The sequence below is a fragment of the Ornithinimicrobium pekingense DSM 21552 genome (genome assembly GCF_000421185.1).
GTDB classification, from domain to species: domain Bacteria; phylum Actinomycetota; class Actinomycetes; order Actinomycetales; family Dermatophilaceae; genus Ornithinicoccus; species Ornithinicoccus pekingensis.
This window is the reverse complement of record NZ_ATWJ01000002.1, coordinates 75,045-97,679: the sequence shown is the minus strand read 5'-3', so window position 1 is coordinate 97,679 and position 22,635 is coordinate 75,045. Positions and strand designations below refer to the sequence as shown.

At 73.5% G+C, this 22,635-nt stretch carries 18 protein-coding genes; 5 read left to right on the top strand and 13 right to left on the bottom strand.

The features are described from left to right. Nucleotides 1–5: 5 nt before the first annotated feature. The 6 genes from K330_RS18435 to rpsF form a co-directional block, all read right to left on the bottom strand. The gene (locus K330_RS18435) at nucleotides 6–494 is read right to left on the bottom strand and encodes a Na(+)/H(+) antiporter subunit C (protein WP_022920100.1); all 489 of its coding nucleotides are present in this window, start codon (nucleotides 492–494) and stop codon (nucleotides 6–8) included. After that, nucleotides 491–3,415 carry a Na+/H+ antiporter subunit A gene (locus K330_RS0101560; RefSeq protein WP_022920099.1) on the bottom strand — a complete coding sequence of 975 codons (2,925 nt, stop codon included), beginning with the start codon at nucleotides 3,413–3,415 and terminating at the stop codon, nucleotides 491–493. Before K330_RS0101560 ends, K330_RS18435 begins: the two co-directional genes overlap by 4 nt. 167 nt (nucleotides 3,416–3,582) lie before the next feature. After that, entirely contained in the window at nucleotides 3,583–4,029 is a 447-nt protein-coding gene (gene rplI / locus K330_RS0101555) for a 50S ribosomal protein L9 (protein ID WP_022920098.1), read from the bottom strand. Between the two features lie 26 nt (nucleotides 4,030–4,055). Continuing rightward, nucleotides 4,056–4,292, bottom strand: a complete 237-nt coding sequence (gene rpsR / locus K330_RS0101550; protein WP_022920097.1) for a 30S ribosomal protein S18 — start codon at nucleotides 4,290–4,292, stop codon at nucleotides 4,056–4,058. Between the two features lie 69 nt (nucleotides 4,293–4,361). After that, the gene (locus K330_RS0101545) at nucleotides 4,362–4,976 is read right to left on the bottom strand and encodes a single-stranded DNA-binding protein (RefSeq protein WP_029202191.1); all 615 of its coding nucleotides are present in this window, start codon (nucleotides 4,974–4,976) and stop codon (nucleotides 4,362–4,364) included. Between the two features lie 61 nt (nucleotides 4,977–5,037). Further along, nucleotides 5,038–5,325, bottom strand: coding sequence for a 30S ribosomal protein S6 (gene rpsF, locus K330_RS0101540; RefSeq protein WP_022920096.1), 288 nt, complete (start codon nucleotides 5,323–5,325; stop codon nucleotides 5,038–5,040). 298 nt (nucleotides 5,326–5,623) lie between these two features. Between rpsF and K330_RS0101535 the strand changes: the two genes are divergently transcribed. Together K330_RS0101535 and K330_RS18430 are read left to right on the top strand one after the other, a co-directional pair. After that, nucleotides 5,624–6,790, top strand: a complete 1,167-nt coding sequence (locus tag K330_RS0101535; protein WP_022920095.1) for a nucleotide sugar dehydrogenase — start codon at nucleotides 5,624–5,626, stop codon at nucleotides 6,788–6,790. A gap of 8 nt (nucleotides 6,791–6,798) precedes the next feature. Further along, on the top strand, nucleotides 6,799–8,973 hold the full coding sequence (locus K330_RS18430) for an acyltransferase family protein (RefSeq protein WP_022920094.1): 2,175 nt from the start codon (nucleotides 6,799–6,801) through the stop codon (nucleotides 8,971–8,973). Here the strand turns inward: K330_RS18430 and K330_RS0101525 are convergent. Genes K330_RS0101525 through rfbB form a run of 4 tightly spaced genes read right to left on the bottom strand, consistent with a single transcriptional unit; the run spans nucleotide 8,970 to nucleotide 12,509 of the window. Beyond that, complete coding sequence (locus K330_RS0101525; RefSeq protein ID WP_022920093.1) at nucleotides 8,970–9,185, bottom strand: biotin/lipoyl-binding carrier protein; 216 nt, start codon at nucleotides 9,183–9,185, stop codon at nucleotides 8,970–8,972. The genes K330_RS18430 and K330_RS0101525 overlap by 4 nt on opposite strands. Nucleotides 9,186–9,214: 29 nt before the next feature. Beyond that, nucleotides 9,215–10,078 carry a glucose-1-phosphate thymidylyltransferase RfbA gene (gene rfbA / locus K330_RS0101520; protein ID WP_022920092.1) on the bottom strand — a complete coding sequence of 288 codons (864 nt, stop codon included), beginning with the start codon at nucleotides 10,076–10,078 and terminating at the stop codon, nucleotides 9,215–9,217. Further along, nucleotides 10,075–11,493: a sugar nucleotide-binding protein gene (locus K330_RS0101515; RefSeq protein WP_029202190.1), complete on the bottom strand. Its 1,419-nt coding sequence runs from the start codon at nucleotides 11,491–11,493 to the stop codon at nucleotides 10,075–10,077. The genes rfbA and K330_RS0101515 overlap by 4 nt, the downstream gene beginning before the upstream one ends. Nucleotides 11,494–11,495: 2 nt before the next feature. Further along, a complete protein-coding gene (gene rfbB / locus K330_RS0101510) occupies nucleotides 11,496–12,509 on the bottom strand; it encodes a dTDP-glucose 4,6-dehydratase (RefSeq protein WP_022920090.1) in 1,014 nt (337 codons plus the stop codon). A gap of 58 nt (nucleotides 12,510–12,567) precedes the next feature. Between rfbB and K330_RS0101505 the strand changes: the two genes are divergently transcribed. From K330_RS0101505 to K330_RS18420, 3 genes are all read left to right on the top strand, one after another. Further along, a complete protein-coding gene (locus K330_RS0101505; protein WP_022920089.1) occupies nucleotides 12,568–13,563 on the top strand; it encodes a glycosyltransferase in 996 nt (331 codons plus the stop codon). 75 nt (nucleotides 13,564–13,638) lie between these two features. After that, complete coding sequence (locus K330_RS18425) at nucleotides 13,639–15,708, top strand: acyltransferase family protein (RefSeq protein ID WP_022920088.1); 2,070 nt, start codon at nucleotides 13,639–13,641, stop codon at nucleotides 15,706–15,708. A 44-nt stretch (nucleotides 15,709–15,752) separates the two neighbouring features. Beyond that, nucleotides 15,753–17,465 (top strand): glycosyltransferase family 4 protein, encoded by a 1,713-nt coding sequence (locus tag K330_RS18420; RefSeq protein ID WP_022920087.1) that lies wholly within the window; start codon nucleotides 15,753–15,755, stop codon nucleotides 17,463–17,465. Here K330_RS18420 and K330_RS22360 read toward each other — a convergent pair. Genes K330_RS22360 through K330_RS0101480 form a run of 3 tightly spaced genes read right to left on the bottom strand, consistent with a single transcriptional unit; the run spans nucleotide 17,435 to nucleotide 22,586 of the window. Next, nucleotides 17,435–19,636, bottom strand: a complete 2,202-nt coding sequence (locus K330_RS22360; protein ID WP_022920086.1) for a glycosyltransferase family 4 protein — start codon at nucleotides 19,634–19,636, stop codon at nucleotides 17,435–17,437. The genes K330_RS18420 and K330_RS22360 overlap by 31 nt on opposite strands. Beyond that, nucleotides 19,633–22,191 (bottom strand): glycosyltransferase family 2 protein, encoded by a 2,559-nt coding sequence (locus K330_RS22355; RefSeq protein WP_022920085.1) that lies wholly within the window; start codon nucleotides 22,189–22,191, stop codon nucleotides 19,633–19,635. The genes K330_RS22360 and K330_RS22355 overlap by 4 nt, the downstream gene beginning before the upstream one ends. Further along, complete coding sequence (locus K330_RS0101480; RefSeq protein WP_022920084.1) at nucleotides 22,188–22,586, bottom strand: hypothetical protein; 399 nt, start codon at nucleotides 22,584–22,586, stop codon at nucleotides 22,188–22,190. The genes K330_RS22355 and K330_RS0101480 overlap by 4 nt, the downstream gene beginning before the upstream one ends. Nucleotides 22,587–22,635: the final 49 nt, after the last annotated feature.

Genomic DNA, 22,635 nt, shown 5'->3' with positions numbered 1-22,635 from the left:
GGTGATCACCGGTTTTCCCCGTCCTCGCCGCGGGCGGGCCGCCCGGTGTCGCCGTCGTGGTAGCGGCTCTCGGTGCGCTCGCCCTCGGCCGCGATCTGGTCGGAGACCGCGCGGGCGGAGGGGCTGCCGGTGTCGTCCGCCTCGGCCCGGGCGTGGATGCGCGCCGACTCGGTGTCGTCGGTGACGAGGTCGACACCGGAGAGCTGTCGGGCTCGGTGGGCCAGCGCCAGCACGAACGCGGTCATCCCCAGGGTGATGACGATGGCGGTGAGCACCAGCGCCTGCGGCACGGGGTCGGCCATCGGCCCCTCGGTCTTGCCGACCAGCGGCGGCGCCCCGGCGGGCCCGGAGGCGACGATGTAGAGCAGGTTGGCGCCGTTGCCCAGGAGCAGGAAGCCCATGAGGGCACGCACCAGGGACCGCGACAGGAACAGGTAGGTGCCGGTGGCGACGAGCACGGAGGCCACGACGATCGTGGTGATGTTGGGGCTCACGCGTCCACCTCCTCGCGCTCGGCGGCCTGCTCGCGCTCGGTGCGGATCTGGTCGTCGATGCCGGAGCCGAAGCTGCGCAGGATGTCGAGCATCAGCCCGATCACCACAAGGTAGACACCGAGGTCGAACAGCAGCGAGGTGACCACGTGGACGTCTCCGAGCAGGGGCACGTGGACGTCGGCGACCCAGCTGCGCAGCGGCGGCGAGCCGACCAGCATGGGCAGGCCGGCGGAGCCGGCGGCGATGAACAGCCCGGTGCCCAGGAGCGATGCGGGCCGCACGGGCAGCGCCGCCCGCAGCTCGGCGCCGTAGCCGGCCAGGTAGCGCAGGCACAGCGCCAGACCCGCCACGATGCCGGCCGCGAAACCGCCGCCCGGGTCGTTGTGGCCCGAGAACAGCAGGTAGACCGACCACAGCATGATCGTGTGGAAGACCAGGTGGGTGACGATCTCCAGGATCGTGGAGCGACGGTCGGGGTCGAGGACGTCGGTGCCGGCGATCCACGAGGTGCCCGACGGGGTCACCGGCTCGGCGTCGGGCTCGACGCGGGCACCGGCCCACCGGGAGCGGGCGCGCAGCAGCCCCTGGGCGGCTCGCTGGAGGTTGTCGTCACGCAGGAAGATGAGACTGGCGACGCCGGTCGCGGTCGCGAGCACCACGGAGAGCTCGCCCATCGTGTCCCAGGCGCGGACGTCGACGAGGATGACGTTGACGACGTTGGCGCCGCCGCCGTAGTCGTAGGCGCGCTGGCCCAGGCCGATCCCCGCACGCTCGTGCACCCGCGAGCCCGCCGCTACGAGGGCCAGCACGCCGACGGTCGTGCCGACGGCGATGCCCAGCAGCGCCCGCACCCGACGGGTCAGCCGCGTGGGGTCGTCGGGGAAGCGGCCGGAGAGGCGCCGCAGCACGAGCACCAGCACGACCAGCGTGACGGTCTCGACCAGCAGCTGGGTCAGGGCCAGGTCGGGGGCGCCGTGCAGCAGGAACAGCATCGCGGTGCCGTAACCGGTCACGCTGACCAGGAAGACGGCACGCAGCCGCCGGCGGGCACGCGTGGCGAGGAAGGCGCCCAGGACGACGAGCGCGCCGGTGAGCACCTGCGCCGGGGAGTCGGCCCAGCGCACGTCGTTGGGCCAGGAGATCCCCCGGACGACCATCGTGACCCCGGGCAGCACGACCACGACGGTGAAGATGATGCCCAGCAGCACCGGCAGCGAGCCGCGCTGCATGAAGCCCGTGGTCTCCAGCGCCACCCGGTCGACACCGCGCATGAGGTGGTGGTAGCTGCGGCCCGCGTCGAAGGGGACGAGCGGGACCGGCACCTCGACGGGCCGCCGGGCCTGGGCCCACCACCAGGCCAGGCCGAGGGACCAGATGCCGACCGACACCAGGAGCGGGGCGCCCACCCCGTGCCAGAGGCCGAGGTGCACCTCGTGCGACTCGGCGACGTGCGTGACGGTGGTGGTGTGCGGCTCGAGCACCTTCTCCAGGGAGGTGGAGGTCACCCCGAGGACCAGGCCGCCGAGCGAGAGCAGCGAGGGGACGCCCACGAGGACCCACGTCGGGGGGTGCCAGCGCGGCGGGGTGGGCTTGCCCATCGGCGGGCGCGCGCCGTCGGTGAAGGCGCCCCAGACGAACCGGGTGGAGTAGGCCATGGTCAGCACCGAGCCGAGCACGACCGCCACCGCGGCGGCGCCCTGCAGCGACCACCAGCCGTCCGCCGGGTGGATGACCGACGCCACGGCGGCCTCCTTGCCCACGAACCCGAGCAGCACCGGCAGCCCGGCCATCGACATCGCCGCGAGGGTGGCGAAGAAGGCCAGGACCGGCATGTGCTGCCGCACCCCGACCAGGCGGCGGATGTCGCGGGTGCCGGTGGAGTGGTCGATGGTGCCGACCGCCAGGAACAGGCTGGACTTGAAGAGCGCGTGCGCCACGACCAGGGTCAGGCCGGCCAGGGTCGCTCCGGTGCTGCCGTAGCCGAGGAGCAGGATGAGGAACCCGAGCTGGCTCACCGTGCCGTAGGCCAGCAGCAGCTTGAGGTCGTTCTGCCGCGTCGCCCGGAAGGCACCGAGGAGCATCGTGCTGCCGCCGAGCACGAGCACGACGACCTGCCAGGCCGGCAGGTCGCCATACCCCGGCGCGAGGCGGGCCACGAGGTAGACGCCGGCCTTGACCATCGCGGCGGCGTGCAGGTAGGCGCTGATCGGGGTGGGGGCGACCATGGCGCCGGGCAGCCAGAAGTGGAAGGGGATGAGCGCCGACTTGCTCACGGCACCCACCAGCAGGAGCACGATGCCGACGGTGACCGTGGGGGAGGTGACCGGGTGGGCCACCAGCTCGCTGATCCGGTAGGTGCCCGAGGCGTGCCCCACCAGGACGATGCCCACGAGCATGGCCAGGCCGCCCGCGGTGGTGACGATCAGCGCCTGCTTGGCCGCGCGCGTGCTCGCCTGGCTCGTCGACAGGTAGCCGATGAGCAGGTAGGACAGGACGGTCGTGATCTCCCAGAAGACGTAGAGCAGCAGCAGGTCGTCGGCGGTGACGAGCCCGAGCATCGCCACGGCGAAGGCCACGAGGCAGGCGGCGAGCAGCCCGACGTTGTCCTCGCCCTCGGCGTCGACGTAGTGGGCGCAGTAGACCAGGACCAGCGCGCCGACGCCCGAGACGATCAGCGTCATCACCCAGGCCAGGGTGTCGAGGCGGAAGACCAGGTCCATGCCCAGGTCGTCGACCCAGGACATCCGCTCGGAGTAGGGGTCCTGCGTGCCGGCCGCGGCCAGCTGGGTGACCGCCCAGGCGGCGGTGCCGGCCGGGACGAGGGCGAGGACCGCGAAGGCCCGGGAGCCGAGGACCCGGACCAGGGTGGGAGCCAGGACCGCGGCCCCCACGTGCATCAGCAGGAGGATGGCGACGGTCACGAGCGCGGGCCCTCCTCGGGTCTGCTGTCGGCTGGCTGAACCAGCAGTCTACCGGGGCCCGGCAGGCGCGACCGACGCCCCTTCGCACCGGACGCGCTCCGGCCCCGGTCCGCACAGGGCGGGCCGGGGCCGGAGCGACCGTGACCGGGCGAGCCCGGTCACCTCCCTCAGGAGGCGGTGACGGTGATGGTGAGGTCGGCGGAGACGCCCTCGTGCAGGCGCACGTGGACGGGGTGCTCGCCGACGGAGCGGATCGGGGTCGGGACCTCGATCTGGCGCTTGTCGACCTGCGGGCCACCGGCGGCGACGATCGCGTCGGCGATCTCCGACGGGGTGACGGCGCCGAACAGGCGACCGCCCTGACCCGCACGGGCGGCCACGGAGATCGTGGTGCCCTCCAGGCGGTCCTTGGCCGCCGCGGCGTCCTCGGCCGACTTCAGGGCACGCTTGGCGCGGCCCTGGGTGATCGCGTCGACCTGCTTCTGGCCGCCCTTGGTCCACGGGGTGGCGACCTTGCGGGGCAGCAGGAAGTTGCGGGCGTAGCCGTCCTTGACGTCGACGACGTCACCGGCGGAGCCCAGGCCCGAGACGGGCTGCGTCAAAATGAGCTTCATCAGCTTCTCCTCTAGCGGCGCGGGGGTCAGCGGGCGGAGCTGCTGTAGGGCAGCAGCGCCATCTCGCGGGCGTTCTTCACCGCGTTGGCGATGCGGCGCTGCTCCTGGACGGAGACGCCGGTGACGCGACGGGCGCGGATCTTGCCGCGGTCGGAGATGAACTTGCGAAGCAGCGCGGTGTCCTTGTAGTCGATCGACTCGATCTTCGCGGACTTGAGCGGGTTCGCCTTCTTCTTGGGCTTACGCACTACGGGCTTGGCCATCGTGGTGCTCTCCCCTTTCGTGAGAGCCCGAGCTGTGCTCGGGATGGTGTTCTTCGGGTATGGAGTGGATCAGAACGGGGGCTCGTCGTAGGACGGCGCGCCGCCCCACCCACCACCGGCCTGCTGGCCGGACTGGCCGGACTGGCCGCCGGTCGCCCACGGGTCGGAGTCGGGCTGGCCGCCGGCGGCCTGGCCACCGGACTGTTGCCCGCCGGACTGGCCGCCCCAGCCGCCGGACTGCTGTCCGCCGGAGGAGGCGCCACCTGCTGCGGGCTGACCGCCCTGCTGGCCACCCCAGCCGCCCTGCTGACCGCCGCCGCGCTGGGCCTTGGTCACCTTGGCGGTCGCGTAGCGCAGCGACGGGCCGATCTCGTCGACCTGCATCTCCATGACGGTGCGGTTCTCGCCCTCCTGGGTCTGCCAGGAGCGCGAGACGAGACGACCGGTCACCACGACGCGGGCGCCGCGGGTCAGGGACTCGGAGACGTTCTCCGCCGCCTCGCGCCAGACCGAGCAGCGCATGAACAGCGTCTCGCCGTCCTTGAACTCGTTGGCCTGGCGGTCGAACTGGCGGGGGGTCGACGCCACGGTGAAGTTGGCGACAGCCGCACCGCTGGGGGTGAAGCGCAGCTCCGGGTCGGCCGTCAGGTTGCCGACGATGGTGATGGGGGTCTCTCCGGCCATGTCAGGTCGTCCTCGATCCGTTGGTCTTCGAAATGTCCTCGGGGGGTGTGCGCCTCGACGCTCAGGCGTCGCGGCGCAGCAGCTTGGTCCGCAGGACGGACTCGTTCAGGCCCAGCTGGCGGTCCAGCTCCTGGGCGGTCGCGGGCTCGGCGGTCATCTGGACGACCGCGTAGATCCCCTCGGCCTGCTTCTTGATCTCGTAGGCCAGGCGGCGACGTCCCATGACGTCGATCTCGTCGACGGAGCCACCTTCCTTCCCCACGACGGTCAGCATCTTCTCCAGCGTGGGCTGGAGGTTACGCTCGTCGGTCTCGGGGTCGAGGATGATCATCAGCTCGTACTGACGCATGCGTGAACCCACCTCCTTCGGTCTCATGGCGGTCACGGTCTCTCCGTGACAGGAGGGCTTCATACGTCGCCACCGCTCCGCACAGCCTGCCACCGGCCGCGCGGGCCGGACAGGAGTTGTCCACAGGCACGTGGCCCGTGGACGGTGGAACGGTGAACCCCTCCACGATACCGGGCGGGGAGGGGAGCCTCCTAATCCCCGTCCGCACCCGGCCGCGGGCCTGCCCTGCCGGCCTCATCCTGCTCTCACCGACGCCACGACATACTGGACCGGTCCGAGAGCAGCACGAGGAGCCTTGATGAAGATCGCCGTCGCCGGTACTGGTTATGTGGGCCTGTCCAACGCCGTGGTGCTGGCCCAGCACCATGAGGTGGTGGCCCTGGACATCGACGAGGCGAAGGTCGGGCTGATCAACGCCCGGCGCTCCCCGATCGTGGACCCCGAGCTGGAGGACTACCTGGCGCACAACCACCTGGGCCTGCGGGCCACGACCGACCCCGGTGAGGCCTACGACGGCGCGCAGGTGGTGGTGATCGCCACCCCGACCGACTACGACACCGAGACCAACTTCTTCGACACCTCCTCGGTGGAGAAGGTGCTGGTGGACGTGCTCGCGCGCGCCCCGGAGGCGACGGTGGTGATCAAGTCCACGATCCCGGTCGGGTTCACCGAGCGGCTGCGCGAGACCCACCCGGGCGCGGCGGTGCTGTTCTCCCCCGAGTTCCTGCGCGAGGGCCGGGCGCTGCACGACAACCTGCACCCGTCCCGGATCATCGTCGGCGACACCGGGCAGCGGGGGCGGATGTTCGCCGACCTGCTGCTGGAGGGGGCGGTGGACAAGGACGTGCCGGTGCTGCTGACCGGGTCCACCGAGGCCGAGGCGATCAAGCTGTTCGCCAACACCTACCTGGCGATGCGGGTGGCCTACTTCAACGAGCTGGACACCTACGCCGCCACCCGCGGCCTGGACACCCGCCAGATCATCGAGGGCGTCGGCCTGGACCCGCGCATCGGGGACCACTACAACAACCCCTCCTTCGGCTACGGCGGCTACTGCCTGCCCAAGGACACCCGCCAGCTGCTGGCCAACTACGGCGACGTGCCCCAGACCCTGATCACCGCGATCGTGGACGCCAACACCACCCGGATGGACTTCATCGCCGCCGACATCCACGAGCGCCGCCCGGCCACCGTGGGCATCTACCGGCTCATCATGAAGGCCGGCTCGGACAACTTCCGCGCCTCCTCCATCCAGGGCGTCATGTCCCGCCTGCAGGCCCGAGGCACCGAGATCGTCATCTACGAGCCCGCCCTGGACGCCGACACCTTCCAGGGCGCCCGCGTCACCGACGACCTGGCCGAGTTCACCGCCGCCGCCGACGTCATCATCGCCAACCGCCTCGACGAGACCGCCGCAACCTTCGGCGACAAGCTCTACACCCGCGACCTCTACAGCCGCGACTGACGCCCCCCGTGACCGCAGCGACCGGCACCACCGCCCCGGCCAGCACGCCGGCGGACGAGCGCCCGCCTCGCCGCGCCCCGCTGCGGGGGGACATCGAGGGGCTGCGCGCCGTCGCCGTGCTCATGGTGCTGCTCTACCACGCGGGCGTGCCGGGCTTCGGCGGCGGCTTCGCCGGCGTCGACGTCTTCTTCGTCATCTCCGGCTACCTCATCACCGGCCAGCTGGTCGCGGAGGCGCGACGCTCCGGGACGGTCTCCCTGACCCGGTTCTACGCCCGGCGGGCACGGCGGCTGCTGCCGGCGGCCTCCCTGGTGCTCGTCGTCACGGCCGTGGCCGGCTGGTGGCTGCTGCCTGCGGGCCGTCGGGGCGAGCTCGGCACCGACGTCGTGGGCGCGACGCTGTATGTCGTGAACTGGGTCCTCGCCGGCCGCGAGGTGGACTACCTCGCGGAGGACTCGGCCCCGTCCCTGCTGCAGCACTACTGGTCGCTGTCGGTCGAGGAGCAGTTCTACGTCGTCTGGCCGCTGCTGATCCTGCTCGTGCTGTGGCTGTGCCGGCGGCTGCGGCTGTCCCTGACAGCCGGGCTGACGCTCACCCTGGGGCTGGTGGTCGCCGCGTCCCTGCTCTGGTCGGTGGTGCACACGGCGCAGTCGCCCGGCACCGCCTACTTCGTCACGACCACGCGGGTGTGGCAGCTGGGGGTGGGCGGGCTGCTCGTCCTGCTCACCCCGCAGCTCGCCCGGCTGCGCCGGCCGGCGGCAGCCGGACTGGCCTGGGCCGGCCTGGTGCTCATCGGGCTGACGGTCGTGCTGGTCGACCCGGGCACGCCCTGGCCGGGCAGCGCCGCCCTGCTGCCGACCCTGGGCACCGCCGCCGTCGTCGCGGCGGGGGCCGCCTGGGCGCACAGCCCACCCGCCCGGCTGCTCGGGGTGGGGCCGATGCGCTTCCTCGGCGGCCTGTCCTACGGCCTCTACCTGTGGCACTGGCCCGCGCTCCGGCTCCTGGAGGAGACCCGCCCGGACTCCGGGCTGGCCGCCCGCCTCGCCGTCGCCGCCGGCTCCGTCGTCCTGGCCTGGGCGACCCTGCGCCTGGTCGAGAACCCCATACGCTTCCACCCGGCCCTGGCCCGCCGGACCGGCCGGGGCCTCCTCTACGGCGCGGCCAGCATGGCCGCCACCGCCGCCGTGGGCGCGGCCGTCCTCCAGACCGCTCCGCAGTTCGACCCGCGCCAGCTGGGGGACGTGCCCCCCACCGCCGGAGCCGTCGGGCTGGTGGACCCCGCCAGCCGGACCACGGACCGGCTGCAGCCCGTGCCCGACCCCGAACGGCTCTTCACCACCACCGGGACGGTCTACCCCGACCCCGACATCGCCGTCGAGGACACCCCGCGGGCCGCCTACGGGGCGGGCTGCCAGGTCGCCCAGGGCTCCAGCGAGATCACGCCCGACCACGTCTGCGTCTTCGGCGACCGCGAGGGCGAGGTGTCCGTCGCCCTGGTCGGCGACTCCAAGGCGCTGCAGTGGGTCTCCGCCCTCGAGCCGATCGCGGTCCAGGAGGGCTGGCGGGTCAAGGTCTACACCAAGTCGGCGTGCGGCTTCGTCGCCGTCGAGCAGGAGCCGGACTGCGTCGACTACAACGCGGCCCTGTCCGAGCGGCTCGGCTCCGCCGAGCACGTGCCCGACCTGATCCTGACGTCGATGGGCCGCTACGGCGGGGAGGAGATGGCGACCTCGCTGGTCGAGCACCTGCAGCCGGCCGTCGACGCCGGGGCCCGCGTGGTCATGCTCGCGGACAACCCCGCCCCGGACCGGGAGGAGCTGCCGGACGGGCTCACGTCCTACGAGTGCGTGGGGGCGCACCCCGACGACTACGGCGCCTGCGCCTACGAGTCCGGACGGGGCTCGGGCACCCCGGTGCTGACGCTCGCCTCCGAGGAGCTGGGGGTGCCGCTGCTGGACCTCAACCGCTGGGTGTGCCCCGGCAGCGGTCCGGAGCCGGCCTGCCCGTCGGTGGTCGGTGACGTCCTGGTGTTCCGGCAGGGCAGCCACCTGACCGCGACCTACGTCCGCTCCCTCACCCCGGTGCTCCACCACGAGCTGGTCGGCGCCGGTGCCGCCCGGACCCCGCTGGAGCAGATCGAGTGGCGGGTCGCCGGCCTCGGCCGGGCGACCAGCGGCCTCTAGCCGATCACCACCACGACGTCGCCCTCCTGGACGACATCGCCGGGTGACACGTGGACCTCCACCACCGTCCCGGCGGCCTCGGCCAGCAGCGGGATCTCCATCTTCATCGACTCCAGGAGCACCACCTCCTCGCCGGCCTCGACCCGCTGGCCCACGGTGACGTGGACCTGCGCGACGCTGGCGACGAGCTCGGAGGCGATCTGCTGCGGCATGGGCGGCATCGTCTCAGACCCCGCTGGGCTCAGCCGTCGAGGAGGGCGAGCAGGTAGTCGCCGTAGCCCGACCTGCGCAAGGGCTGGGCGCGTTCGGCGAGCTGGGCGTCGGTGAGGAAGCCCATGCGCCAGGCGACCTCCTCGGGGGCCCCGACCTTGTAACCCTGCCGGGCCTCGAGGGTGCGCACGTAGGAGGAGGCGTCGTTGAGGGAGTCGAAGGTGCCGGTGTCGAGCCAGGCGGTGCCGCGGGGCAGGACCTCCACGTGCAGCTGGCCCTGCTGCAGGTAGCGGCGGTTGAGGTCGGTGATCTCCAGCTCGCCGCGGGCCGAGGGCCTCAGGGCGCGGGCGTGGTCGGTGACGTGCTCGTCGTAGAAGTACAGGCCCGGCACGGCGTAGGAGCTCTTCGGGCGGGCGGGTTTCTCCTCCAGGGAGACCGCCCGGCCGGCGTCGTCGAACTCCACGACGCCGTAGGCGGTGGGGTCGGCCACCCGGTAGCCGAAGATCGCGGCGCCGACGAGGTCGTCGAAGCGGCGCAGCTGGGTGCCCATGCCGGGGCCGTAGAAGATGTTGTCGCCCAGCACCAGCGCGCACCGGTCGCCGGCGATGTGGTCGGCCCCGAGCAGGAACGCCTGGGCCAGCCCGTCGGGGGAGGGCTGGGTGGTGTAGCTGATCGAGATGCCGAACTGGGACCCGTCGCCCAGCAGCCGGGTGAACTGGTCGGCCTCGTGCGGGGTGGTGATGACCAGCACGTCCCGGATCCCGGCGAGCATGAGCGTGGACAGCGGGTAGTAGATCATCGGCTTGTCGTAGACCGGCACCAGCTGCTTGGAGATCGCCAGGGTGATCGGGTGCAGCCGCGAGCCGGTGCCCCCGGCCAGGATGATGCCCTTCATGCCTGCTCCTCGCTCGTGCCGGCGCGGGCGGCCAGGTATGCGCTCAGCGCCGCGGTCTGGTCGGTGGGGGTGAACCCGGTCGTGGTGATCCGCTCCAGCGACAGGACCGAACGGGCCGGGCGGGGTGCGACCGGCCCGCTCGATGCTGCCGCGGCGGTGTAGGCCTCGGTGGTGGTGTCGCTGACCGTTGCCGGGTCAGCCCCCAGGTGCTGGTAGACCTCGCGTGCGACGTCGGCCCAGCTGCACGGCTTCCCGGTGGAGGTCACGTCGTAGGTGCCGTACGGGGCACCCGTGGTCAGCAGGTGGGTGGTCGCGGCGGCCAGGTCGGCGGTGAAAGTCAGCCGCCCGACCTGGTCGGCGACCACCGCCGGGACCACGCCGCGGGCGGCGAGGTCGGCCATCGTGGCCACGAAGTTCCTGCCCTCGCCCACGACCCAGGAGGTGCGGATGAGGTAGTGCCGTGGGGTCAGCGACACCGCGAGGTCACCGGCGGCCTTGGACGCGCCGTAGACCCCCAGCGGCGCCAACGGGTCCTCCTCGTCGTAGACCTCCTGGGTGCCGTCGAAGACGTAGTCGCTGGAGTAGTGCACCAGCGTGAGACCGTGCTGCACGGCCGCGCGGGCCAGCGCCGCGACGCCGGTGGCGTTGGTCGCCCACGCCTCGCGCCGCCCCTGGGGCGTCTCGGCGGCGTCGACCGCGGTGAACGCCGCCGCGTTGAGGACCACCTCGACCCCGGAGAAGTCGAACGCGGCCACGGCGTCCGGGTCGGCCAGGTCCAGGTCCTGGTGGCCCAGCCCCTGCGCACCCGGCAGCGCCGCCAGCAGGGCCTTGCCGAGCTGGCCGCCGGCGCCCAGGACCAGGGCCCGTCGTGGCGGCACCGGGGTGACGTCGGCCAGGAACGGGTGGTCCCGGTCCTTGGCGGAGACGACGGCCTGCTCCAGCGGGACCGGCCAGTCGATCCCGACCGTCGGGTCGGCCAGGTTCAGCATCGTGTAGGACGCCTCCGGTGACCAGTGGTCGTTGACCAGGTAGGAGTAGACGACGTCCTCGGTCAGGGTCTGGTAGGAGTTGGCCACCCCGCGCGGGACGAACACCGCGGTCCCCTCGTCCAGGGCCTGGGTGTGCACCGCCCCGAAGGTGGGCCCCTCGCGCAGGTCGACCCAGGCCCCGAACGCCTTCCCGTGGACCAGGGAGACGAACTTGTCCCACGGCTCGGCGTGGAACCCCCGCGTCACCCCCACCGGGCCGTTGGAGGCGACCGAGTGCTGCACCGGGGCGAAGTCCGGCAGCCCGGCCGCGACCATCCTGGCCCGCTGCCAGTTCTCCTTGAACCAGCCCCGCTCATCACCGTGCACCGGCAGGGACACCACCAGCAGCCCCGGGATGCCGGTGGGGCTCACCGCCAGCTCGGCCACGCTCACTGCCCCTTGGCCGCGTAGGCCGCCTCGACCCGGGCCTTCTTCGGGCGCCACCAGTCCGCGTGCGCGGCATACCACTCGATCGTGCGCGCCAGCCCCTCCTCGAAGGAGGTGAAGCGCGGCACCCAGCCCAGCTCGGTGCGCAACCGGGTCGGGTCGATCGCATACCGCAGGTCGTGCCCGGCCCGGTCGGTCACGTGGTCGAAGTCGTCGGGGTCGCGGCCCATCAGCTCCAGGACCAGCCGCACCACCTCCAGGTTGGACCGCTCCCCGTCCGCCCCCACCAGGTACGTCGCCCCGATCACACCGCGCTCCAGGATCGCCAGCACCGCACTCGAGTGGTCATCGGCATGGATCCAGTCACGCACGTTGGCCCCCGACCCGTACAGCTTGACCCGCCCCCCGTCCAGCACGTTCGTGATCTGCCGGGGGATGAACTTCTCCACGTGCTGCCACGGACCGTAGTTGTTCGAGCAGTTCGACAAGGTCGCCGCCACCCCGAACGAGCGCACCCACGCCCGCACCAGGTGGTCCGCCCCCGCCTTGGACGCCGAGTACGGGCTCGAGGGCCGGTACGGGGTGGACTCGGTGAACCGGCCCGGGTCCTCCAGCTCCAGGTCGCCGTACACCTCGTCGGTGGACACGTGGTGCAGGCGCACCCCGTGGGCCCGCACCGCCTCCAGCACCGTGAACGTGCCCACGACGTTCGTCGTCACGAACGGCGAGGGATCGGCCAGGCTGTTGTCGTTGTGCGACTCCGCCGCGAAGTGCACCACCGCACCCCCCTCCGCGTCCGCGAGCTCGCCCACCAGCGCACCGACCAGGCCCGCGTCGCAGACATCCCCCTCCACCACCCGCACCCGATCGGCCGGCAACCCCTCCAACGCCTCCCGCGACGCCGCATACGTGAACGCGTCCAGCACCGTCACCCGGGCATCGGTGTGCTCCAGCACGTGATGGACGAAGTTCGAACCGATGAACCCGGCACCACCGGTCACCAGGAGACGACGCATGCACCGACCCTATCCATACCTGGCACCCGCCGAGGGGAGCGTCAGGCACGATGTGCCCATGGCGATCTCTCGTGACGTGACGACGACCGTCCGCCGGCGTGCCCGCGGCGCAGCCCGGAGGCTCCGCGTCGCAGGCCGGGTGCTGGTCACCGGGCAGGGGGCCCCGGCAGGTGCCGAGGCCGCGGAGGTGACAGCCGTTCCCGCGCAGGGCAGCGCCGACCCGGTCTACTTCGGCTGGACCCGCTACAGCGCCCACTTCACCGACGACAAGGGCCTGGCCTTCAAGGCCAGCAAGCGGTTCAAGGACGAGAGCGCCTACCTGGACCACCTCTGGTCCCCGGAGCGGATGACCGCCCGCGACCAGATCTTCCTCGATCTCGCCGTGCCCGTGCTGCAGCGCTGGACGGAGAGGCACGACTACCGGCACGTCGTCACCTACTCCCCCGAGATGCCAGAGCCGTGGATCGGGCGGCTGCGCGCGGCGGCCGAGCGGTATCCGGTGCTCTCCCTGCACCCGGTCGAGGACGGCGGCATCAACGAGATCGTGCGTCGGACCCTGGAGGCAGAGCGTCCCGGCTCCCGCCCCGTCGTGTGGCTGCGGGTGGACGACGACGACCTGCTCAGCCTCGACTTCATCGACGTCCTCGACGGGCACGTGCGCTCGCACGGTCCGGGGTGGGCCGTCTCGCTGTCCAAGGGGCTCGAGGCCGTCTACCACGAGGGCCGCGTCACGCACCTGCGTGGGCGCCACTACGTGCTCGGCGCCCTGGGCCAGGCGGTCGTGGGGAGCTGGGACGCCGAGCAGGGCACCCTCGACCTGCCCCGTCCCGGCAACCACATGACGGTGGACACCCGGTTGCCGACCGTGCTCGACTCCCGGCGGGCCACCTTCGCCTACCTCAAGCACACCGGTCAGGACTCACGCACCACGAAGCCGCCGACGATCGAGGAGCTGGTGGCGACCCATCTGCGCAACACGGCCGTGGTGCGGCACCCCCACAACGTGCTGCCGCGCTTCCCGACCCTCGCCGACGTGTACGACCCTGAGGGATAGCCGTCTCACAGGTTGCACCCCGCAGGGCGTGAGACCATCTCTCGCCCCTGTACCCCAGCCAGGACCTCACCTCCCGTGACCTCTCCCTCTCCCACGCCCCCGTCGCACCGGCCGGTCCGCCGGGACATCGAGGGACTCCGGGCCGTCGCCGTCGGCACCGTCCTGCTCTACCACCTGCACGTCCCGTGGTTCCCGGGCGGCTTTGCCGGCGTGGACGTCTTCTTCGTGATCTCGGGCTTCCTGATCACCTCCCTCCTGCTGCGCGAGGTGGCCAGGACCGGCACCGTCTCGCTCCTGGAGTTCTACGCCCGCCGGGCCCGTCGCCTGCTGCCCGCCGCGTCGGTGGTCATCGCGTTCACCCTGGCAGCCGGCTGGCTGGTGCTTCCCGGCAGCGAACGGACCAACCTGCTCAGCGACGTCCTCGGCTCGACGCTCTACGTCGTCAACTGGGTGCTGGCCGCGAGGTCGGTCGACTACCTCGCCCAGGACGCGGGGGTCTCACCGCTGCAGCACTACTGGTCGCTGTCGGTGGAGGAGCAGTTCTACATCATCTGGCCGGTGCTGATCCTCTTGGCCGTGACGTTGGCGGCGCGCTACCGGCTCCGGCCCCGCCGGGTCGCGCTGCTGCTGCTCGCCGGCCTGGGTGCCGCCTCGCTCGTGTGGTCGGTCCTGGAGACCCGGGCCAACCCCGCCACGGCCTACTTCGTCACGACGACGCGGCTGTGGGAGCTGGCCGCGGGCGCCGTGCTCGCCTTCCTCGTGCCCCGGCTGACCCGGATCCCCCGGTGGCTCAGCCAGGCCGGGGTCCTGCTCGGGCTGGCGATGATCGGGTATGCCGTGGTCGCCCTCGACGCGAGCACACCCTGGCCGGGGTCCGCCGCCCTGCTGCCCGTGCTGGGCTCCGTGCTCGTGATCGCCGCGGGGACACCTGGGCACCGCACCCTGGGCGGCAGCGTGCTCAGCGTGCCCGTCATGGTGTGGGTCGGCGGACTGTCCTACGCGATCTATCTGTGGCACTGGCCTCTCGTCGTGCTGGCCGAGGCGCGCTGGGGATCGCTCGGCGTCCCCGCGCTCCTGCTGCTCGGCGTCCTGTCCGTCGGTCTCGCCTGGGCCACGAAGCACCTGGTCGAGGACCCCGTGCGCTACCAGCGCAGGCTGGCGGCCCGACCTGCGCTGTCCCTGGCCGCCGGCGGGACGACCATGGCGGTCATCTGCGCCGTCGCGCTGGCGGGCTGGGTCACCCGGCCGAGCCTGCCCAGCACCGTCACCAGCCCGGGTCCGGCCGCCCTGGTCGTCGACGCGGACGCCACCCCCTGGCAGCCGTTGGAGGACCCGGCACCGGCCTACCCCTCGGAGGGCGAGCTGCAGCCGCTGCCCGAGCTGGCCACCGAGGACGTCCCTCCCTACTACGACGACGGGTGCCAGATCGCCTCCGGGGAGCCCGACCCCCGCCAGGACTGCGTCTACGGGGTCCCGGGGTCGCAGACCGAGGTCGTGCTCTGGGGCGACTCCAAGCTGGGTCAGTACTTCTCCGCCTTCGAGGGGATCGCGCAGCAGGAGGGGTGGCGGCTCACCACATACCTCAAGAGCGCCTGCGCGGCCACCGTCAGCGGCGGCGAGGAGGACTGCAACCAGTTCGGTCGCACGGTTGTCGACAGCCTGCTGGAGCGGGAGCAGAAGCCGCACCTGGTCGTCGTCTCCTTCGGAGCCACCGCGCGGCCGGCGCTGCACGAGGGGAGCACCGCCGCCCTGGCGGAGCTGCGCGCTGCCGGCATCCCCGTCGTCGTGATCCCCAACAACGCCCACCCCGGCCAGGAGGCCTACGAGTGCGCGGCCGAGCACGCGGACGACCTGCGCGCCTGCGACTTCCGGGCGAACCCGGAGGCCGCCGAGCTGACCACCGAGGTGGCGCAGGACGCACAGGTCCCCGTCCTCGACGTGCTCCCGTGGATCTGCACCGACCCGGCCCGGTGCCCGGTTGCGATGGGCGGCCAGCTCGTCTACCGCCAGGGCAGCCACATCACCGACACCTTCGCCCGCTCGCTCACCCCGTTCATCTACCGCGAGCTCAGCGCCCTCGGCCTCACCGCCGCGGAGGCGGAGGACATCGAGCTGCACGAGGTGCCGGTGCGGGCGGCCGGCTGAGTCGGGTCGCGGCGGACGACCTCCTGCCGCGTATCGTCGGGCAGGTGGCTGATCTCAAGCGCTGGGCCGACCGACTCCGCCGCCGCCTCGCCGCGGGACGTCCGTCGACCTCCGACACCTCCTCCGAGCCGGCCCCGGCACCCGCGGTCCCGGACCGGCCCACGTCGGGGCCGATCGACGTCGACGACCACCCGGTCGCCCGGCACCTGGCCACGCTCACCCAGGAGGGCCGGCACGCCGAGGCCCGGGCGCTGGCCGCTGCCGAGCTCGACCGCCTGGAGCGCGAGGGCGGGGAGGACCACACCCTTCTGCGGCAGATCCAGCTCAGCGCCGTGAAGGCCGGGGAGATCAACCTGCACCTGCGGGTCCTGCGCCGGCGCCTTGAGCTGTTCCCGGGGGACCCCGGCCTCACCCGCCAGCTGCGCACGCAGGAGGGCAGGTGGCGCGAGACCGACACCGGCTGGCTGCCCACGGTCGACCCCGCCGTGCTGGCCGGCCTCCCGGCCCGGGACGCACGGCGCGAGCCGTCCGGCCGGGTCCTGCACCTGCTCAAGATCGGTATGCCGCAGCGCCAGAGCGGGTACTCGATGCGCAGCATGTACACCCTCACCGGAGAGGTCCGCGCCGGTCTGCAGCCCGTCGCGGTGACCGCGCTCGACTTCCCCCGCACGGTCGGCGTCGCCGACGCCCCGCCGGTGGACGAGGTGGGCGGCGTCCGTTACGTCCACCTGTTCCGGGACCAGATCCCGCCCCACGAGCCCTGGGACGCCTACCTCGACGCCTACGCGAGCGCGCTGGCCCCGGTGGTCGCCGCCGAGGACCCCGACCTGATCCACGTCCACTCCGGCAACCGGGGGTATGAGGCAGCCCTGGTCGCGCTCGCCGTCGGACGGGCCCTCGGCCTGCCGGTGGTCTACGAGGTGCGCGGCTTCTTCGAGTCCCTGTGGACCTCGGAGACGGCGTGGGCCGAGCGCTCGGAGGTCTACGAGCGCCGCCACGCCCAGGAGGCCCGGTGCATGCGGGACGCAGCCGCCGTGGTCACGCTCAGCGAGTCGATGAAGGACGACATCGTGGCGCGGGGCATCCCGGCCGGGCACGTGCGCGTCGTGCCGAACGGTGTCGACCCCACCGTCTTCGTGCCGCGGGAGCGGGACGCCTCCCTCACCGCGCGGCTCGGCCTGCACGACCGCTTCGTCTTCGGCTACGTCTCCAACCTCGACCACTACCGCGAGGGCCAGGAGCTGCTCATCGACGCCGCCGTCGAGCTGCGCCGTCGCGGCGTGCCGGCGACGGCGCTCGTCGTCGGCGACGGCAACCGCCGGGAGCAGCTCGAGGCCCGCGCGGAGCAGATGGGCGCCGGTGACGCCGTCCTCTTCACCGGCAAGGTGCCGCACGACGAGGTCGGCGACTACTACGCCCAGCTCGACGTCTTCGTCATACCCCGCATCGACGAGCGGGCCGCGCGCCTCGTCACCCCCCTGAAGCCCTACGAGGCCATGGCCCTGTCGGTCCCGCTCGTGGTCTCCGACCTGCCGGCGCTGCGCGAGATCACCGGTGACGGCGACCGCGGCGAGACCTTCGCCACCGGGGACGCCGCGGACCTCGCGGACGTCCTCCAGCGGCTGCACGACGACCCCGCGCGCCGGCGCTCGCTCGCCGCCACCGCCCGGGAGTGGGTCGTGGCGGAGCGCGACTGGGCGCGCAACGGCGAACGCTACCGCGCGATCTACGACGCGGTGCTGCTGCCGAGCAGCTGACGGTAGACGCCGTCGACGGCGTCGGTGATCCGGTCCCAGTCGCGCTCCGCCACGACCCAGGCCCGGGCGGCCCGACCCAGGCTGCGGCGCTGCTCCGGGTCCTCGATCAGCTCACCGAGCACCCGTGCGAGGTCGTCCGCGTCGCCCTTGGTGAAGAGGCGTCCGGTGACACCGTCCTGGACGATCTCCGCGAGCGCGGCCACGTCGGAGGCGACGACGGCCTTCTCCATCGCCATCGACTCGAAGGGCTTGATCGGGGAGATGAGCTCGCACACCGGCAGCGGCTTGCGGGGGAAGGGGGTGATGTCGACCAGCGACAGGTAGTCCTCGACGAGGTCGTGCGACACCCGCCCGGTGAACGTCACCCGGTCCTCCACCCCCAGCTGGCGGACCGTGCGGTGCAGCGCCCGCTCGTGCGCCCCGTCGCCCACGACGAGGACGTGGAAGTCGTCCCGGGTCCGGCCGAGCCGGGAGACCGCCTCGAACAGCAGGTCCAGACCCTCGTAGTGCACCAGGCCACCGACGTAGCCGATCACCGTCGTGCCGCTCAGACCCAGGCGCTGCGCCAGCTCCTCGTCGCGCTCACGCGGCTCGAACCGGGACACGTCGACGCCGTTGGACACGACGGTGACCCGGTCGGGGTCGACCCCCATCGCCACCATCTGCCGGCCGAGCGCCTCGGTGATGACGAACAACGCGTCCGCCTCGCGGGCCACGGTCCCCTCGAGCAGGTCGAGGTAGCGGTGACGCGGCGACTCGGCGAACTGCGGCTGCCGGGCGCTCTCGAGCAGCTGCTTCAGGCCGCGCATCTCGTAGACGAACGGCACGCCGACCTGCCGGGCCGCGGTCAGCCCGGCCATGCCCACGTCGTAGAGGCTCGAGGCGTGGACGAGGCTGGCCCGGTGCGTGCGTGCCAGGTCGGCGATGCCCTGCGCACCGGCCTCGACGTAGGGCAGGAGCGGGGTGCGGGGGTAGGAGCGCGCCCCCTCGGGGAGCAACCGGTGGTAGGGGACGCCGTCGACGACGTCCACCGGCGCGACGACCCGGTCGTCGTCGTGGCTCCACCACAGGTCGTAGGGGAAGCCGAGCCGCGTCACCGCGTTCATCGTCCAGCCGCGGCGCACGAGGCTGGTCAGGATGCCGTGCGAGCGGGTCGCGTAGCCGCCGGAGCGCAGCGGCAGCGACTGGCCCAGGACGGACACCACGCTGACCGGGTCGAGGGCCCCGGGCTCGGGCCGACGCCCGTCCCGGGCGGGTGGCGTCCAGCCCTCGGCGGTCGTGCGGGCCTCGTCCTCGCCGGCGGCGACCATGCCCCGGAGGGTGCTGACGACCTTCTCCTCGTCGGGCAGCCCGGCGACACCGGGCAGCGCGAGCTCGGCGCTGCGCCCGGCCAGCTCGCTCCAGCCGAGGCTGGTCGCCCGCTTCGCCACGTCCCGCCAGGTGCCGGTCGGCACGCGGGCCGCCTGCTCGTCGGTGAGCCCCGCGACGAGCACCTGGAGGTCGTCGAAGCGCCGAGCACCCATGAGCGCACGCACCACCCGGCTCGGGCCGGAGGGGTGCTGCAGCGCCTCGGCGACGATCTCCTCCAGCGCGGCGCCGCGCCGGAGCTGCTCGGCGAGACGGACCTGCAGGATCGCCTCGTCGACCTCGTCGAGGTCGAGCTCGGGGGCAGCCCTGGCGGCACGCTCCCGCCACTCGATCAGCCGCGGCAGCTGGGCCGGCTCGACGTGCCGCAGCACGTCCACGCTCTGCCGGACCCCGCTCATGCGCACCGGCGTCAGCCCCAGCAGGTGGTCGACGGCCTGGCGGGCACGCTCGGTGTCGCCGGCGGCCACGGCGGCCCGGCGCAGCCGCAGCGTGTCACCGATGCCGGCGTAGCCCTGCTCCACGGCGCGGGAGTCCAGCTCGACGACGCGCTCGTGCCGCTTGGCGCGGGCGGCAGCCTGCGCCGCGAGGCGCCAGACGCGAGGCGCCACCCCGGGTCCGAGCTCGGCCTCGAGCGCCTCCAGCGCACCGACCGGGTCGCTCTTGATCCGCCGGCCGGCAGCCTCCACCCGGGCGTCCCTGCCCAGCCGGCGCACCGGTGCCGGACCGAGGTCTCGCGGCAGGAACCTCGCGGCCCGGAGCAGCGCCGCGCGGGCTCGACGGGTGACGGGACGGGCAGGGCTCATGCTCGGGCTCCTCGAGGGCTCTCGACGACGGTGGTCAGGGAACGGACCGCCTCGGCCCAGGTCTGCAGCCGTGCGTGGGGGGTCGCGGAGGCCGGGTGCGGGTGCGACACGGTCGGTGCCGCGTCGCGTGCCCGGGCCGCCTGCGTCCCGGCGATCTCGAGCAGCTCAGCCGTGGCGGCGTGCACGCCCGCGGGCTCGACGCAGCGGACCGACTGCGCGGGCACGGCGCCGTCCGTGTCGTCGGGAGGTGCGAGCCCAGCTGTCGCCGCCGGCGCCGGCAGCACGCACGGCAGCCCGGCGGCGAGCGCCTCCAGCGCCGCGACCTCCGCGGTGACGTCCCACTCCCCCTGGTAGACGAAGACGTCCAGGTGGCTGAGGAACTCGCGTGACGTCATACCCGTCCCGGCCAGGGAGAGCCAGGACGGGGGGGGCAGCGTCCGCCGGAGGGCGCGCGTCGGGGTCGCGGCGCCGTGCAGCAGGCGCACGTCGAGCCCGTCCTCGGGGTAGGCGGCACGGATGTCGTCCGCGGAGCGCGGCCAGCGCGCCCTGCGGTCCGGGAGGTGGTGACCCACGACAGGTGGCCCCGTCGGGCGCCCGAGCGCGGGGTTGCCACGCCCGACGCAGGTCGCCGCGGGGTCGACCACGGGCAGCAGGTCGGCGTCGAGGAGGCGGTCGGCCGGCAGCTCCTCCCGCAGGCCCGGCCACCGGCCGAGCGGACCGCCCCACCGCGGGAGCCGGCCGAAGAGCTCCTGGCAGCGCGCGTCCACGGCGGCGACGGACCACCCTGCCGCGGCGGAGGGCGGTGCGTCGGCGACGACGAGCACCTGCCCGACCGACAGCCCCCCACCGGGCAGGTGCAGGAGGGCAGCGGGACCGTCGACGACGAGCAGCGCCACCTCGTCGGGCTCGTCGACGTCGGTGAGGGCGAGGCGTCCGTCGCTCACGGCAGCCACCGCCGCGGGCAGCAGGTCGGGGCGGCGGGTGGCCAGCGGGTCGGGCACCTCACCGTGCGCCAGGGCGGTGGTCCGGCCCGTGGCGGCCAGCGCGACCGCCAGGGCCGAGGTCCGCCCGGCGGAGGGCTGCTCGGCCCGCAGGTCGCCGAGGACGACCAGCTCGTGGGTGCGGGGCCCGCTCTCCCGGGGCGGGTCCGGGGCCCAGGCGGGGTCGGGCAGGGGGAAGGGCCGCCGCGCGGCCGGCAGCACGGCGTCGGCGCGGCCGGCGGCGATCCGGCGGTGCCACTCCAGGTAGAGGTCGCGGTAGGCCAGCCGCGTCCACCGGGTCCATCCGGGGACGGCGTCGGTGCGCGACAGCGACCCGCCGCGCAGCTGGGTGATCGCCAGCGGTGCCGGGTGGCGGACGTCGCGGTGGCTACCGGGCCGGACGGCGTTGAGCCGCAGCGGCAGCTCCATGTCGGCCGACTTGCGCGTCGCGTCGAAGGCACCGACCAGGCGGGTCGTCTCGAGCCGGTCCACGAGCAGCGAGGAGGCGTTGAGCCGCTCGGGCGGGTAGCCGACGTAGGTGAGCGTGAGGTCCGGGTAGGCCCGCAGGGTCCACGTGCGGCAGGACAGCAGGCCCCGGCGGTCCTGCAGCGCCTGCACCTGCACCTCGACGCGGCGGGGGTGGGTCCAGTCGTCGCTGTCGTGGAAGGTCATCCAGCGGCCCCGGGCTGTCCGCAGGGCGAGGTTGCGCGCCTCGTAGGTCCCTCCGTTGCGGGGCGCACGCACGACCCGGACGCGCTCGTCCAGGCCTGCGACCTCCTCGAGCAGGGCCTCCGAGCCGGGAGGCGAGGCGTCGTCGACGACGAGCAGCTCGACGTTGGTCCAGCTCTGGGCCAGCACCGACCGCACCGCGGCCAGGATGTCGTGGTCCGGACGGTAGGCCGACATCACGACGGTGACCAGCTCGCCGTCCACCGTCGACCCGGGCTCCGCCGTGAGCCGTTGGTATGGAGTGGCCCCGGTCGGGGCCAGCCGCACCGGCTCGAGCCCGTCCGCGGCGTGCACCTCGTTGAGCACCTCGAGCCAGGCCAGCTCGGCGGCCTCGTCGACCGCCGGGGTCGGCGAGGCGTCGGTGCGCCAGGGGTTCGCCAGGTCGGCGCGCAGGCCCCACCGGTCGATGTTCGACAGCGGCAGCGGGTCGTCCTCGTCGGCCAGCAGGGCGCGCAGCTCGTCGTCGCGGCCCGACCTCAGCAGCAGCTGCGCCCAGGTCGTGGCCGCCCGTCGGCCGAGGGCGTGCGCGGGGACGCGGCGCACCAGGGCCTCGAACACCTCGGTCCCACGCTCCCGCGCGTCGGGGCGCGGCCCGAGCGCGAGCAGCCGCGCGGTGGCGGCGCCCCAGACGGGGTCGAGGCCGGGGGTCCCGCCCGCGCGGAGGTCCTCCAGGAGCGAGGCCAGGTCGTGCGTCCCTCCGCTGGCGGCGAGCGCCACCGTGTCCGCGGCCAGGGGGCTGCGGGTGCGCAGCGCGAACTTCTCGACCGCCTCGGCCGCGGCGTCGTCGCGGTCGGGCAGGGCTCGCGCCGCGGCGGCGGCGAGAGGGTCGGCCGGCGTGGTCCTCACCGCCCGTCGCGGGAGCGGTCGTGCAGGGCGTCGAGCAGCTCGACCCGGGTCCGCTCGGTGCTCGCGACCAGGCGTGCGCCCAGCGCGTCCACCCGTCGCTGCAGGTCGGCCAGCTCCTCGCCCCCGCCGGCTGCGGGCCCCGCAGAGGTCGGCACGGTGGTCGTCGACGAGCCCGACGCGGCCGGGACGGCTCGCGCGCGGCCTGCGCCCCACGGCCCGAGCACGGCGACGGCGGTCCCCAGCTGCAGGGCGACCAGCCCGGTGACGGCCAGGGCCCACTGCTCCGTCACCGCCAGCACGACCGTGAGGGCGCCGACCAGCCCGAGCACGGCGAGCACGGCTGTGCGCGACACCCTGCGCAGGGCTGCGCCGGCGGCGCGTCTGGTCCGGACCACGGTCGTTTCCCTCCCGCCCGGACGCGGCGCCCGGACCTGTCCAGGATGC

What these genes read in the sequence shown, in the direction of transcription:
- rplI (WP_022920098.1), bottom strand. Translation starts at nt 4,029, where the DNA reads ATGAAGCTCATTTTGACGCAGCCCGTCTCGGGCCTGGGCTCCGCCGGT.
- rpsR (WP_022920097.1), bottom strand. Translation starts at nt 4,292, where the DNA reads ATGGCCAAGCCCGTAGTGCGTAAGCCCAAGAAGAAGGCGAACCCGCTC.
- K330_RS0101545 (WP_029202191.1), bottom strand. Translation starts at nt 4,976, where the DNA reads ATGGCCGGAGAGACCCCCATCACCATCGTCGGCAACCTGACGGCCGAC.
- rpsF (WP_022920096.1), bottom strand. Translation starts at nt 5,325, where the DNA reads ATGCGTCAGTACGAGCTGATGATCATCCTCGACCCCGAGACCGACGAG.
- K330_RS0101535 (WP_022920095.1), top strand. Translation starts at nt 5,624, where the DNA reads ATGAAGATCGCCGTCGCCGGTACTGGTTATGTGGGCCTGTCCAACGCC.
- K330_RS0101525 (WP_022920093.1), bottom strand. Translation starts at nt 9,185, where the DNA reads ATGCCGCAGCAGATCGCCTCCGAGCTCGTCGCCAGCGTCGCGCAGGTC.
- rfbA (WP_022920092.1), bottom strand. Translation starts at nt 10,078, where the DNA reads ATGAAGGGCATCATCCTGGCCGGGGGCACCGGCTCGCGGCTGCACCCG.
- rfbB (WP_022920090.1), bottom strand. Translation starts at nt 12,509, where the DNA reads ATGCGTCGTCTCCTGGTGACCGGTGGTGCCGGGTTCATCGGTTCGAAC.
- K330_RS0101505 (WP_022920089.1), top strand. Translation starts at nt 12,568, where the DNA reads ATGGCGATCTCTCGTGACGTGACGACGACCGTCCGCCGGCGTGCCCGC.
- K330_RS22360 (WP_022920086.1), bottom strand. Translation starts at nt 19,636, where the DNA reads ATGAGCCCTGCCCGTCCCGTCACCCGTCGAGCCCGCGCGGCGCTGCTC.